The following is a 13,476-nucleotide window of genomic DNA, read 5'->3' on the forward strand; positions in this document are numbered from 1 at the left end:
CGTCAGGACTGCGGCCAGGTCCCCGGCACCGGCACACCCGCGACGCGCAGCGCCGCCGGGATGCTCGCCACGACGGGCACCCGGTCGAGGTCCTCGAGGGGGACCCACCGCGCGTCGGACGTCGACCCGCCCACGTCATGGACGACGGGGCGGGTCGGCTGCGCGCAGCGGGCCGTGTGCACGAGCCGGACGGCGTGGTAGTCCTCGGGTCCGCGCTCGGACCGGCCGACCCAGTGCTGGGTCATGACGTCGACGAACTCGACGTCGTCGACGTGCTGGCCGGTCTCCTCGAGCACCTCGCGGACCACCGCCCCGGCGGCCGTCTCGCCCGGCTCCAGGCCGCCCCCGGCAGGTTCCAGCGGCCCGCCGCCCCGGTGCGGGGGCGAGCTGGGTCAGCAGCAGCCGCTCGTCGGCCACGACGACGGCGTAGGCCGCGACGCGCTGGTGGGGCCGGACGCCGGCCGCCTCCTCGGTGTCGAGCCCCGGTCCGTGCGGGCCGGGGCGCCCGCGCAGCGGCGTGACGGCCACGACCTCGAAGCGCAGCACGAGCCGGCCGAGCACCCCCTCCACCCCGGTGCTGCGCCCGCTCCATCCGCGCACGGAGAGCCCGACCACCGGGTCCTCGCCGTGCTCCAGCGGGAACTCGACGACGGTGGCGCCGGCCCGCTCACCCCGGACGACGATCACCCCGGCGCCCCCGCCCGGCGGTACTCGGCGACGGTGGCCGCGATGGTGCTCGCCCAGTCCTGGCGCGGCGGGTCCGCGCGCAGGTGGGTCCGCATCCGCTCGCGCAGCCCGGGGTCGGCGGCCAGCCGGGCGAGGGCCTGCGCGACGCCGGCGTCGGAGTCGGCGAGCAGGCCGTCGAGCCCGTCGGTGACGACGTCGTCCACCCCGGTGCCGCGCGGTGCGACGACCGGCAGCCCCGCGGCCCGGGCCTCGAGCGCGGCGATGCCGAAGGCCTCGAGCCGAGCGGTCGAGGCGTAGAGGTCGCCGGAGTGGTGCATCCGGCGCAGGCCCTCGCGGTCGAGCCGGCCGGGCAGCGACACCCAGTCCATCCCCCGGGCTCGCAGGTAGCCCTCCATGGCCCGGCGCTGCGGACCCTCCCCGGCGAGGGTCGCCCGCAGCGGCACGGAGGGGTCGAGGAGGCGGCGCGCCTCGTGGAGGGCACCGAGCAGCGCGAGCGGCCGCTTGCGGTTGACGAGCCGCAGGGCCGAGACGACGTGGACCCCGTCGGCCGGGTCGCGCGGCGGGGCGTCGGCGTCCGGCGCCCACCACCGGGCGTCGATGCCGTTGTTGAGGACGGCCACCTCGACGTCGCCGGCCGCCGCCCGCACGCGGCCGGCCGCCATCGTCGACACCGCGCTGAGCGCCACGCCGCGACGCGCCCAGCGGCCGAGGTGTCCCGCGACCCGGAACAGGGGCGCCGAGCGGTCGATGACGCAGTGGAACGTGGCGGCCACGGGGAGGCCGGCGGACAGGGACGTCCGGACGAGGTCGGTGGCGAACGGGCTGACCACTCCGAGGTGCGCGTGGGCCACGTCGAAGGCCCCGGCGTCGAGCCGGCGTCGCACCTCGCGGGGCGCGAAGGGGTTGACGGGCACCCCGTTCGGCAGCGGGATGGCCATCCGGTGCACGACGACGCCGTCCTCCTCGACGGTCCGCGCGCCGTGCCGTTCGCCGTGCGGTCCGGTGGTCGCCGTGAACACCTCGACCTCGTGCCCGTCACCCGCGAGCCGGTGGGCGAGGTCGTGCACCTGCCGCTCGATCCCGCCGAGCCGGGGCGGGTAGCAGTCCGACAGGAGGGCGACCTTCACGAGGGTCCACCCTGCCATGCGAGAGGATGGCCGACGATGTCCCGCACGCTCGTGGCGTTCCACGCCCACCCCGACGACGAGGCCCTGCTCACCGCGGGCACGATGGCCCGTGCCGCCGCCGAGGGGCACCGCGTCGTCCTCGTGCTCGCGACCGACGGCGGGGCCGGCCTGGCGGCCGAGGACCTGCGCCGCGACGGGGCCCTGGGCACCCGCCGCCTCGCCGAGGCCGAGCGCTCGGCCGCGGCCCTCGGGGTGGCCCGCGTCGAGTGGCTCGGGTACGCCGACAGCGGCTCCGGACCCGAGCCCGAGCCGGACGCCCCGGGCGTCGTGCGCTTCTGCCGGGCCCCGCTCGAGGAGGCCGCCGAGCGGCTGGCCGCGGTGCTGCGCACCGAGCGGGCCGACGTCCTGCTGTCCTACGACGCCAACGGCGGGTACGGCCACCGCGACCACCGGCGTGTGCACGAGGTGGCCGCACGGGCCGCCGAGATCGCCGGCACCCCCCGCGTCCTCGAGGCCACCGTCCCCCGCGACACGATCGTGCGGGCCATCCGGCTCGCCGCGCGGGTCTACCGGTTCCCGGCCGAGTTCGACCCCACGAGCTTCGAGCGGGCCTTCACCGCGCGGGCCGACATCACCCACCGGGTCGACGTGCGCCAGCACGTGCGGGCCAAGCGCGCCTCGATGCGGGCGCACGCCTCGCAGGCCACCGGGGGCGGGGCCGCCGAGGTCGGCGCGGGCGGCCAGACCGGCGACCGGACCCTGGGGGTGTTCCTCCGCATCCCCCGACCCCTCTACGATCTGGTGTTCGGTCGCGAGTGGTTCCGCGACCCCACGAGAGCACCAGGGGGATCCGTGAGCACCGACGTCTTCGAGGGCCTGCCGTGAGGGCGGCCGGCGTGCAGGTGCCGACGCACACCCGCCAGCTGGTGCAGTTCGGGCTCGGCCTGGCCCTGGCCGTCGTGCTGCTCGTGTGGGGCCTCCCGCACTTCGCGAAGACCTCGTGGGGCGACATCTGGGACGTCATCCGCAGCGTGCCGCCCCTGCACGTCGTCGGCTTCCAGGTCCTCATGCTCGTCGGGCTGTACTGCTACACGTTCACCTTCACCGGGTCGCTGCGCGGGCTGACCCACGGCAAGGCCCTGATCATCAACCTCTGCGGGTCCTCGGTGTCCAACCTGCTGCCCGGTGGCGGCGCGGTCGGGCTCGCGGCGACCTACGCGATGTGCCGCTCGTGGGGCTTCTCGCGCCGGGCCACCTCGACGTCGGCCATCGTCACCGGCGTCTGGAACGTCCTGGCCCGCATCGCCCTGCCGGTCGTGGCCATCCTCGTGCTCATGGTCGGCGGGGTCACGCTGCCCAAGGCCCTCACCGACCTGGCGATCGCGGGGTCGCTCACCGGGCTCGGGGTCATCGGCGTCATCACCGGGATGCTGGCCAGCGAGCGGGTCGCCCAGCGGCTCGGGGGTGTCCTCGACCGGCTCATCGGGCCGATGGTGCGCCGTCGGCGCCCGGAGACGACGATGAGCGTCGAGGACCTCGTGCGCGACCTGCGCAGCCGGATCATCGACGTCGTCCGCTGGCGCTGGTGGTCGATGACGCTCGGCATGGTCGGGTTCTTCGGCGCCTACTACGTCCTCTTCGTCCTCGTGATGCGCGAGACCGGCGTCATGCTGCCGCTCAACCTGCTCTTCGCGGCCTACGCCATCGGCAGGCTCCTCACCGCGGTCGGCATCACGCCGGGCGGGGTCGGGGTCACCGAGGTCGCGACGACGACCGTCCTCGTCGGCTGGGGTGCCGGCAGCGCCGAGGCCACCGCCGGCGTCGTCCTCTTCTCGCTCATCACCCACCTCATGGAGGTGCCGCTCGGCGGGCTCGGGTGGCTCCTGTGGTCGGTCAGCGCCAAGAGCGAGCCGCCGCGCGAGGGCGAGGAGCCGGTCTTCGCCGGTCGGGCCTGACGGCTCGCCCCGATCTCCGACCGGGCCCGCTCGGGATCAGCCGGCGAGGAAGGCCGCGACCGCTCCGTGCAGCGCGGCGAGGTCGTCGAGGTGCACGAGCTCGCGGGTCGAGTGCATCGAGAGCAGCCCGACGCCGATGTCGACGGTGGGGATGCCGAGCCGGGTCGCCGCGATCGGGCCGATCGTCGAGCCGCCCGCGATGGTGTTCGGGTTGACGTAGTGCTGGAACGGCACACCGGCGCGCTCGCAGGCCGCGGCCCACAGCGCCTCGCCCCGGGCCTCGGTCGTGTAGCGCTGGCGGGCGTTGACCTTGAGCAGCGGGCCGCCACCGGGGCGGGGGCGGTTCGTCGGGTCGTGCTTCTCGGGGTGCCCGGGGTGCACGAGGTGGCCGGCGTCGCTGGAGAGCAGCCACGACGCACGGAAGGCCCGGGCCGCCTCCGAGCGGGAGGCGCCGAGCCCCTCCTGCACGCGGCGGAGCACGTCCTCGAGGAAGGGCCCGCCCGCGCCGGTCACCGACGCCGAGCCCACCTCCTCGTGGTCGAACGCGGCGAGGACCGGGATGTGGGTGGCGTCGGCCGGGGTGTCGAGCAGGCCGAGCAGCCCCGCGTGGACGCTCGTGAGGTTGTCCATCCGCCACGAGGCGAGCAGGTCCTCGCGGGCCCCGATGCGCGCCGGCGCCTGGGTGTCGGCGAGGTACAGGTCCCACGCGACGGCGTCGCCGACGAGCTCGCGCAGCCAGTGCGAGGGGTCCGCGGCGTCGGGGCCGTCGGCGGCCCCGACGACCGGCGAGAGGTGGCGCTGGACGTCCGGGGCGAAGCCGTCGTTGACCGCGCGGTCGAGGTGGATGGCCACGTGCGGGATGCGCGCCACCGGACCCGAGCGCACCAGCCGGACGCCGCCGTCGGCGTCGACGACGCGCCCGGCGACGGCGAGGTCGCGGTCGAACCAGGACGGGAACGTCGGGCCGCCGTACACCTCGACGTTGAGGCGCTCCCAGCCGTGCTCGCGCACCACCGGGTTCGGCTTGAGCCGGAAGGTCGGGCTGTCGGTGTGCGCCCCGAGGATGCGGAAGGGGGTCGTGGGACCGGCTCCGGTCGGCACCCGCCAGGCGATGACGGCGCCGTCGCGCACGACGACGTAGGCGCCCGGGTCGGCCGGCCACGCGACGGCCTCGTCGAGCTCGGTGAACCCCTCGGCGACGAGGCGGTCGCGGGCCACGGCGGCGGCGTGGAAGGCCGTCGGGGACGCGGTGACGTACTCGGCGAACGCGGTGGCCAGGGTGTCGCGGGCGGCGGCGGTGCTCATCCGGCCATCCTGTCAGCCGGCTGCCCGTGCCGGGCGCTCGGGCTCAGCGGGTGCCGACGAGCCGGCGCACCTGGCGGCTGCGGGCCTCGTCGGCGAGCGGGTCGCTCATCGGCTCGGGCTCGAACGGCCGGCCGGTCGCGCGCTCGGCGGCGACGGCGATGAGGGCGTCCGAGACCATCGGGTTGGCCGGCAGCAGCGGCCCGTGGAGGTAGGTGCCGATGACGTTGAGCGTGCGTGCGCCCTCGGTGCCGTCCTCGCCGTTGTTGCCGTAGCCCGCCCGGACGGTGCCGAAGGGTCGCTGGCCGGCGCCGAGGACGGTCGAGCCGGAGTGGTTCTCGTAGCCGACGACGCTGCCGAACTCGGTGTCGACGCAGACCGGCCCGACCATCCGCTTGTCGTTGCCGCGCGTCGTGACGTCGAGGATGCCGAGGCCCGGCAGCACCTGGCCGGTGACGGTGTGGAAGGAGTTGCCGAACAGCTGGTACATGCCGCAGATGACGAGCATCGGGACGCCGTCGGCGGCCATCGAGGCCAGGGTCGGGCCGATGGCCTCGAGGTCGGCCTCGACCCGGGCCTGCCCGGAGTCCTGGCCGCCGCCGCCCATGAAGAGGTGGGCGTCGTCGCGGAACGGGGTGCCGGGGTCGTGGAGCACGACCTCGGCCGTGTACCCGTGCCGGCGGATGCGGCTGGCGAGCGCGTGGGTGTTGCCGCGGTCGCCGTAGATGCTCATCTCGCGCGGGTAGAGGTGGACGAGGGTGATGGTGCCCTTGCTCGGGCCGTCGGGCGCCAGCAGCTCGGTGCTCATGCCGGGCCGTCCTCTCCGAAGTGCGCCAGCCCGTGCCGGGCGGCCAGGGTGCGGCGCAGGGCCATCATCGCGGTGTACGTGCAGAAGATGCGCTTGGGCTCGTCGTGGTGGGTGGCGACGAACGTATCGAGCGCCTCGTCGAGGTCGGGGACCACCCGGTCGGTGTGGACGTCGTCGTAGTGCAGGCGCAGCGCCATGTCGTAGGCGCGCACGCCGCTGGTCAGGGCGACACCGCGCTCGCGCAGGGAGGCGAAGCTGACGTCGTAGAGCCAGGAGACGTCGCGGCCGTCGGCGTCGTTGTCGTTGATCGCGACCATCGTCGCGACGGGGGTGCTGCCGTACGTCGAGAGCGCGACGCCGAAGCCGGCGGGGTTCTTGACGAGGACGAGCTCGAGCGGCTGGCCGTCGACCATGACCACCTCGCCGCGGCCGAACGGGGGGCGGACGGCGGCGAGGGCCTCGACGCAGGTGCCGGCGTCGAAGGCCTCACCGAGCAGCAGCCGGGCGGTCGTGACGGCGGCGGTGGCGTTGATCATCGCCGCGAGGCCGCGCTGCTGCAGGGTGACCGGACCGACGACGACGTCGTCGAAGACCACGTCGAAGGTGCGCTCGTCGCGCGGACGGAGGCGGGCGTCGCCGGGGCCGGGGTCGCGGGGGGCCGGGCCGTCGTCGAAGCGGGCGTCGTGCTCGGTGAGCTCGGGGAGCCGGTCGGCGATCGAGGCGTCGAGACCGAACCAGCGCACCGGCACGTCGACGGCGTCGGCGGCGCGGGCGATGAACGGGTCGTCGCAGTTGGCGACGACGCCCTCGGTGCTCGCGGCGCCGAGCCGGGCGAGCAGGTCGGCGGTGTGGTCGATCTCGGCGAACCGGTCGAGCTGGTCGCGGGCCACGTTGAGCAGCAGCGAGTGGGTGGGCGGCACCTCGGCGATGAAGCGCATCGCGTGGGCCTCGTCGAGCTCGACGACGGCCATGTCGCTGCGCAGCCGGCCGCCCAGGGGCAGCTGCGGCAGCATCTCGGAGAGGACGCCGCGGGTGAAGTTCGAGCCGGTGGGGTTGGTGAAGACGCTGCGCCCGTGGGCCCGCAGCAGGGCGACGAGCATCTTCGTCGTCGTCGTCTTGCCGTTGGTGCCGCTGACGACGACGATGCCGCCGCGCACGTCGGACAGGGCGTGCCGGAGGATGCGCGGGTCGATCCGCTCGGCGACGAGGCCGGGAAAGGCCGAGCCACCGCCCCGACGGCGGGCGAGGACCCGGGCGGTCTTGCCCGCGACGACGGCGGCGGCCGTTCTCAGCATCCGCCAACCCTAGCCAGCCGGGGCGCGGTCCCCGAATCCGTGGCCGCCGCGGCCCGGCTCAGGACGGAAGGTGGGCGTCGAGCCAGCGCACGACGTCGGCGGTGACCTCGTCGCGGTTGGTCTCGTTGAAGAGCTCGTGCCGGGCGTCGGGGTACAGGGTGATGGTGACGTCGGCGACCCCGGCGTCGCGGTACTGCTGCGCGACCGCGCGCGGGCCCTTGCCGCCGTCGCCCACCGGGTCCTTGTCGCCCGAGACGAGGAGCACGGGGAGGTCGCGGCGCACGCCGGCCACCCGCTTGGCGTCGTTGATGACGGCCAGCCCGCCGAGCAGGTCCTTGAAGAACCCGGACGTGAAGGTGTTGCCGCACAACGGGTCCGCGACGTAGGCGTCGACCTCGGCGTCGTCGCGCGAGAGCCAGTCGAAGTCGGTGCGGTTGGGCTTGAAGGCCGCGTTGTACTGGCCGAACGTCAGCTTGTCGAGGAGCGTGCTGGTGTGCCGGCGGCCGCGCAGCCGGGCCTCGGCGGCGGCGATGCCGGCGCCGACCTTGCCGAGGGGGCCGGGGTCGCCGGCGGTGCCCGACAGGACGAGGCCGGCGAGGTCGCGGGAGTCCTCGATGACGTAGGCGCGGGAGAGGAAGGACCCCATGCTGTGGCCGAGGAGGAACACGGGCAGGCCGGGGTGCTCGGACCGGGCGTGCGTGGTGACGGCGCGCAGGTCGGCGACGACGGTGTCCCATCCGCCGGAGTCGGCGAAGTAGCCGTGGTCGGCGGCCGAGGCGGTGCGGCCGTGGCCCCGGTGGTCGGGCGCGTACACGGCGTAGCCGGCGGTCGTGAGGGCCTCGGCGAGGCGGGCGTAGCGGGCGGAGTGCTCGGCCATCCCGTGGGCGATGACGACCACCGCCTTCGGGGCGCCCTCCGGCAGCCAGCGGTGGGTGAAGACGGCGGTGCCGTCGGTGGCGGTGACGCTCGTCGTCGAGCTGTCCATGGGTCCGTCCTCGGAGGTGGGTTACCGGCGGGTACCGGCCCAGCCTGCCAGACCGGGACGCGTCCGGTGGCCGGGACCGGACCCCGTCTCGGGAGGCGGGGCGGCTCGGTGGGTGGGCTGCGGTGGCGAGCCGGGTCGAGCCGGTCGGTCACGCGGCCGGCCAGGAGGAGATGGTGTGGTCCAGAAGTCCAGTCGCCGCGACTGGTATCCCTCCTCCAAAGACCGGTATCCCTCCCCGAGCGACCGGGATCCCTCCCTCGCGACCGGGATCCCTCCCGAGCGACTGGATCTCGCAAGCACCCACCTACCCGTGGGGCGGTCGCCCCGGCCAACCTCCGACCCCAGGCGCACCAGGGCTCAGGCAGCGACGGTCATTCCCACTCGATGGTGCCCGGCGGCTTGCTCGTGACGTCGAGCACGACCCGGTTGACCTCGCGCACCTCGTTGGTGATGCGGGTCGAGATCTTCGCGAGCACGTCGTAGGGCAGGCGGGTCCAGTCGGCCGTCATCGCGTCCTCGGACGACACCGGCCGCAGCACGATGGGGTGCCCGTAGGTGCGCCCGTCGCCCTGGACCCCGACCGAGCGCACGTCGGCGAGCAGCACGACCGGGCACTGCCAGATCTCCCGGTCCAGCCCGGCCGTCGACAGCTCCTCGCGGGCGATCAGGTCGGCGGCGCGCAGCACCTCGAGCCGCTCGTGCGTCACCTCGCCGACGATGCGGATGCCGAGGCCCGGCCCCGGGAACGGCTGGCGCCAGACGATGCCCTCGGGCACCCCGAGCTCGAGCCCGACCTGGCGCACCTCGTCCTTGAACAGCAGCCGCAGCGGCTCGACGAGCGTGAACTGCAGGTCGTCGGGCAGCCCGCCAACGTTGTGGTGCGACTTGATGTTCGCCGTCCCGGTCCCGCCGCCGGACTCGACGACGTCCGGGTAGAGCGTGCCCTGCACGAGGAACTCGACCGGGTGGTCGTCGTCCCCGGCGTGCGACCCGACGACGTCGCGCGCCGCCTGCTCGAAGACCCGGATGAACTCGCGCCCGATGGCCTTGCGCTTCTCCTCGGGGTCGCTGACGCCGGCCAGCGCGGCGAGGAAGCGGTCGGCGGCGTCGACGGTGACGAGGTCGACCCCGGTCGCCGCGACGAAGTCCTGCTGCACCTGCTCGGCCTCACCGGCCCGCAGCAGGCCGTGGTCGACGAAGACGCAGGTCAGCTGGTCGCCGACGGCCCGCTGGACGAGCGCCGCGGCCACCGACGAGTCGACCCCGCCGGACAGCCCGCAGATGACGCGCTTGTCGCCGATCTGCTCGCGCACGGCCCCGACGAGCTCCTCGACGACGTTCGCCGCCGTCCACTCCCCCGACAGCCCGGCGCCCTTGACGAGGAAGTTCTCGAGCACCCGCTGCCCGAAGGTCGAGTGCATCACCTCGGGGTGCCACTGCACGCCGTACAGGTGGCGCTCGTCGTCCTCGAACCCGGCGACCGGCGCCCCCGAGGTCGTCGCCGTGACGCGCATCCCGGCCGGCGCCTCGGCCACCGAGTCGCCGTGGCTCATCCACACCGACTGCTCGGCGGGTTGGCCGTTGAAGAGCGTCGACGACGTGTCGAGGACGGTGGCCGGCGTGGCCCCGAACTCCGACAGCCCGGTCTTCTCGACGACGCCGCCGAGCGCCAGGGCCATCGCCTGGAAGCCGTAGCACATGCCGAACACCGGGACGCCGGCCTGCAGCAGCGCGGGGTCGAGGCGCGGGGCGCCCTCCTCGTACACCGACGACGGGCCGCCGGACAGGACGATGGCCGCGGGGTCCTTGGCCAGCATGTCCTCGGCGCTCATCGACGAGGGCACGACCTCGCTGAAGCAGTTGGCCTCGCGCACGCGCCGGGCGATCAGCTGGGCGTACTGCGCGCCGAAGTCGACGACCAGCACGGGGCGGTCGGCGAGGTGGATGGGGTCAGCGCCCTCGACGACGGCGTGGCTCGGGTCGACGGGCGAGGGGTCGGCGGGCAGCTCGGGGGCGTCGCTCACGCGGCCAAGGCTATCGGCGCGCGGCGGCCAGTCCGTCCGCGACCTCCCGGGCCACGCGGCGCTCGACCCAGAAGGAGAGGAACGGCACGCAGCCGGCGAGCATGACGAGCACCATCCGCGGCAGCGACCAGCCGACCTTGAAGCCGAGCAGCGCGGTCGCCAGCAGGTACCCCATGTAGATGAACCCGTGCGGCTGCGGCCACCAGTGCAGCGGGTTGTCGTCGCCTTTCATCTGGAAGACGTACGACAGGACCATCTCGACGACGAGGACGAGCAGCCCGACACCGACGACGAAGGCCATCACCTCGAAGAACCTCAGCCGGGGCCGGACGGCGTCGACGTCCTCGGGCGCGATCGTCGTGGCGGGCCGGGTGTCAGGTGTGCTCACGCGACCCATTGTCGCCCGCCGCTACGAGGGCCGGCGCACCGCCCCGGTGCGCCTCCTCGCGGACCATCCGCCACCACAGCCAGAGACCGAACGCGGCGAACACCCACCACTGCACGGCGTAGGCGGCGTTGCGCCAGCTGAGGCCGGTCGGCGCGAGCGGGGTGGGCACCTTCGTCAGCGGGGTCCCGGCGTCGGCCCCGGCCTGCGGGGTCTCGGTGCGCAGGAAGAGGAAGGCGTTGTAGAGGTCACCCGGCCAGGTGTTGGCGAGCACCGAGGTGTCGACCGACCCGATCTCCCCGGGGCCGACGGGCGAGGTCACCGGCGACTCCGGCGGCGCCAGCCCTCCCGCCAGGGCGAGCGTGCCCGTCGGCGGCGTGCCGGCCTCCCCCGGGTCGGTGACGAAGCCCCGCAGCACGGGCAGCGTGGCACCGGTGCCGTCGACGACGAACGGCGTGACCACCCACGACCCGGCGCGCCCGTCGAGCCGACGGTCGGGCACGAGGAGCTGGCCGTCGGTGTAGCGCCCGGTGACGGTGACCGGCCGCGACGACAGCTCGCCGGGGAAGGAGGTGTGCGGCGCCAGCACCGACGTCAGGGCGACCGGGGCCGCCGCGCGCGCCGCGTCGACGGCGTCCTGGTGGGCCGTCCCCTCGGCCACCCCGAGCTGCCACCGACCGAGCTGGACGAAGACGGCGCCGACGACGAGGACGAGCCCGAGCAGCCCGAGGAACCGCGGGGTGAGGGCGGTCCGGAGCACGTCCTCGAGGGTACGGGACCGGGCTGGGGCGCCCGCCCGTCCGTCGGGGAGGATGGCCCGGTGCCCCAGCCCGCCGACGACCGGTCCACCGCCGACCCGCCCGTCGTCACCGCGATCCACGTCGCGCCCGGCCGTCGGCTGACGATGCGCGCCGTCGACTCGGTGGTGGCCGAGGCGGGCGTGGGGCTGGTCGGTGACCGCTACCACGGGACGCGTCACCGGCACGTGACGGTGCAGTCGGCCGAGCAGCTCGCCGAGGCGGCCGAGCGACTCGGGGCCGACGTGCCGCCGGCGGGGACGCGCCGCAACCTCACCGTGTCGCACGGACGGGTGGTGTCGACGCCCGGGGCGCGGGCGCGGGTGGGCGAGGTGCTGCTCGAGGTCGTCCGGGTGGCCGCGCCGTGCCGCATCCTCGACGACGAGATCGGGCCGGGGGTGGCGGCTGCCCTCCACGACCGGGCCGGGACGGTGTTCCGCGTGGTCGAGGGTGGGCGCATCGCGGTCGGCGACCGCTACGAGGAGCTGCCGGTCGACCCGCAGGAGGCCGCGCGGCGGGCGGCCGCCTCGCGGTCCGCTGCCGCCGCTCCCCCGCACCGTCGGCTGCCCTGAGGTGGGCGGCGTCCGGTCCGAAAACGGTTCTGCGGGTGCGAAACCCGATGAGTTCTGGTGCGCTTGAGGCTTGACGGTCGAACTGCTGTTCGATAGGATGGGGTATGGCCAGGGGACCTCTCGATCTTGCGGAACGACACTCCGCGATCGATGCCGCGCGCACCGCCCTCGAGGGGCTCGGCGAGCTGCTGGCGCTCGCGTCCGGCCCCACCTCACCGAGCTCCTCGAGTCGCTCGATCACGTGGCGGCGCTGGCCTCGGCAGCCCGGGTGCAGGTGGCCGCTGAGGCCACGCGGCGGGGTGACGTGGCGGGGTCGGAGGTGCACGGATGGCTGCGGCAGCACGCGCCGTCGCTGCGACAGGGAGGTGCCGCGCCGGTCGCCCGGCTCGCGGTCGACCTCGCTGCGGCGGGCAGCGGGCTCGAGGGGTCCGGGCCCGCTGACGGGTCCCCGCTCGGAATGGTCTGGGCGGCGGTGCGCGAGGGCCGGCTCGAGGCCGGTACCGGGTGCGCGGTCCTGCGCGAGGCGTCGCGGCTCGCTCCGCACCTGCAGGACGCCGCCGTCCCCACCGTCACCGCGGCCCTCGTCGACCTCGCCGCCGACTGGGGCCCGTCGATGATGCGTCGCCTGCGGCCGCAGCTGCTCGCCGACCACGGCCGGCCCGAAGTTTTCGAGGGCTGCACCGCCGCCTGGGCGCGGCCGCGCGGCTGTCGATGCCGCACGTCGAGTCCGGTGACCTCACGGAGTACCAGCTGTGGATGACCCCCGAGCAAGCCGCGACCCTCGAGGCCGCCATCGGCCCGCTCTCCGCGCCCGCCCCGAACCGCGAGGGCGGCGAGACCGACCTCCGTCCGGCCGGGCAGCGGCGGGTCGAGGCGCTCACCGAGGTCTGCCGCCGAGGCAGCATCGTCGCCGCCGAGGGTTCGGGCGCCGTCGCCGGGTCGGCCGTCGTCCTGCACGTCACGGTCCCGGTGACCGACCTCGCGTCCCAGCGTGGGGCCGGCGAGGTCCTCGGCACCGTCGCCGGCGGCACGCTCCTCCCGCCGGCCTTCGTCCGCCGCCTCGCCTGCGACGCGACCCTCGTCACCCACCTGCTCGGCGGCCACGGCGAGCCCCTCGCCCTCAGCCGTGCGCAGCGACTCTTCTCGCGCGGGCAGCGGCGTCACCTCGGCCTCCGCGACCGCGGGTGCACCTTCCCCGGCTGCACGGCACCCGCGAGCTGGTGCGAGGCGCACCACGTCATCCACTGGGCCGACGGCGGCGCCACCGACGTCACCAACGCCGCCTTGCTCTGCGCCCGCCACCACCACGTGGTCCACCGCCGACGACTCGTGGCCGAGGTCCGCCGACACCCGGACGACCGCGGCCGACACGTCGTCTGGGACCTCGCCGACGGTTCCTACGACCGGGCCGTCAGCCAGGCGCCACCCCTGGCGGCACCGCCCCCTCGGTCACCGTTCCCGGACCCCGAGTGGGCCGAGGACGACGACCTCCCGTGGTTCGACCCACCCTTCGCCGACGACCTCGTCGCCTGACGCGCA

At 75.0% G+C, this 13,476-nt stretch carries 14 protein-coding genes; 5 read left to right on the top strand and 9 right to left on the bottom strand.

Annotation, left to right across the window (positions count from 1 at the left end; genetic code table 11):
- Positions 1 to 2 precede the first annotated feature (2 nt).
- Together G7075_RS11480 and G7075_RS11485 are read right to left on the bottom strand one after the other, a co-directional pair.
- Positions 3 to 359: an NUDIX hydrolase gene (locus tag G7075_RS11480; protein ID WP_166124352.1), complete on the bottom strand. Its 357-nt coding sequence runs from the start codon at positions 357 to 359 to the stop codon at positions 3 to 5.
- Positions 360 to 683: 324 nt separating this feature from the next.
- A complete protein-coding gene (locus tag G7075_RS11485) occupies positions 684 to 1,814 on the bottom strand; it encodes a glycosyltransferase family 4 protein (RefSeq protein WP_240917562.1) in 1,131 nt (376 codons plus the stop codon).
- A gap of 36 nt (positions 1,815 to 1,850) precedes the next feature.
- On the opposite strand from G7075_RS11485, the gene G7075_RS11490 reads away from it, so the two are divergent.
- Both G7075_RS11490 and G7075_RS11495 read left to right on the top strand, forming a co-directional pair.
- Entirely contained in the window at positions 1,851 to 2,699 is an 849-nt protein-coding gene (locus G7075_RS11490; RefSeq protein ID WP_166121919.1) for a PIG-L deacetylase family protein, read from the top strand.
- Positions 2,696 to 3,769, top strand: coding sequence for a lysylphosphatidylglycerol synthase transmembrane domain-containing protein (locus G7075_RS11495; RefSeq protein ID WP_240917563.1), 1,074 nt, complete (start codon positions 2,696 to 2,698; stop codon positions 3,767 to 3,769). The genes G7075_RS11490 and G7075_RS11495 overlap by 4 nt, the downstream gene beginning before the upstream one ends.
- 36 nt (positions 3,770 to 3,805) lie before the next feature.
- Here G7075_RS11495 and G7075_RS11500 read toward each other — a convergent pair whose 3' ends face one another.
- From G7075_RS11500 to G7075_RS11530, 7 genes are all read right to left on the bottom strand, one after another.
- Entirely contained in the window at positions 3,806 to 5,074 is a 1,269-nt protein-coding gene (locus G7075_RS11500; RefSeq protein ID WP_166121921.1) for a M18 family aminopeptidase, read from the bottom strand.
- A gap of 43 nt (positions 5,075 to 5,117) precedes the next feature.
- On the bottom strand, positions 5,118 to 5,879 hold the full coding sequence (locus G7075_RS11505) for a type 1 glutamine amidotransferase (protein ID WP_166121922.1): 762 nt from the start codon (positions 5,877 to 5,879) through the stop codon (positions 5,118 to 5,120).
- Entirely contained in the window at positions 5,876 to 7,174 is a 1,299-nt protein-coding gene (locus tag G7075_RS11510) for a Mur ligase family protein (RefSeq protein WP_166121924.1), read from the bottom strand. The genes G7075_RS11505 and G7075_RS11510 overlap by 4 nt, the downstream gene beginning before the upstream one ends.
- Before the next feature lie 58 nt (positions 7,175 to 7,232).
- Positions 7,233 to 8,159, bottom strand: coding sequence for an alpha/beta hydrolase (locus tag G7075_RS11515; protein ID WP_166121926.1), 927 nt, complete (start codon positions 8,157 to 8,159; stop codon positions 7,233 to 7,235).
- Between the two features lie 371 nt (positions 8,160 to 8,530).
- Positions 8,531 to 10,105, bottom strand: coding sequence for a glutamine-hydrolyzing GMP synthase (guaA, locus tag G7075_RS11520; protein WP_205860726.1), 1,575 nt, complete (start codon positions 10,103 to 10,105; stop codon positions 8,531 to 8,533).
- Between the two features lie 88 nt (positions 10,106 to 10,193).
- Complete coding sequence (locus G7075_RS11525; RefSeq protein WP_371814056.1) at positions 10,194 to 10,571, bottom strand: DUF3817 domain-containing protein; 378 nt, start codon at positions 10,569 to 10,571, stop codon at positions 10,194 to 10,196.
- Positions 10,558 to 11,328 (bottom strand): SURF1 family protein, encoded by a 771-nt coding sequence (locus tag G7075_RS11530; RefSeq protein WP_166121932.1) that lies wholly within the window; start codon positions 11,326 to 11,328, stop codon positions 10,558 to 10,560. The genes G7075_RS11525 and G7075_RS11530 overlap by 14 nt, the downstream gene beginning before the upstream one ends.
- A 60-nt stretch (positions 11,329 to 11,388) precedes the next feature.
- On the opposite strand from G7075_RS11530, the gene G7075_RS11535 reads away from it, so the two are divergent.
- The 3 genes from G7075_RS11535 (at position 11,389) to G7075_RS11545 (ending at position 13,470) form a co-directional block, all read left to right on the top strand.
- Positions 11,389 to 11,937, top strand: coding sequence for an MOSC domain-containing protein (locus G7075_RS11535; protein ID WP_240917564.1), 549 nt, complete (start codon positions 11,389 to 11,391; stop codon positions 11,935 to 11,937).
- A gap of 274 nt (positions 11,938 to 12,211) precedes the next feature.
- Complete coding sequence (locus tag G7075_RS11540; RefSeq protein WP_166121934.1) at positions 12,212 to 12,697, top strand: hypothetical protein; 486 nt, start codon at positions 12,212 to 12,214, stop codon at positions 12,695 to 12,697.
- A complete protein-coding gene (locus tag G7075_RS11545) occupies positions 12,694 to 13,470 on the top strand; it encodes an HNH endonuclease signature motif containing protein (RefSeq protein ID WP_240917565.1) in 777 nt (258 codons plus the stop codon). The genes G7075_RS11540 and G7075_RS11545 overlap by 4 nt, the downstream gene beginning before the upstream one ends.
- Positions 13,471 to 13,476 lie beyond the last annotated feature (6 nt).

The sequence above is a fragment of the Phycicoccus sp. HDW14 genome, from assembly GCF_011383005.1.
Taxonomy (GTDB): domain Bacteria; phylum Actinomycetota; class Actinomycetes; order Actinomycetales; family Dermatophilaceae; genus Phycicoccus.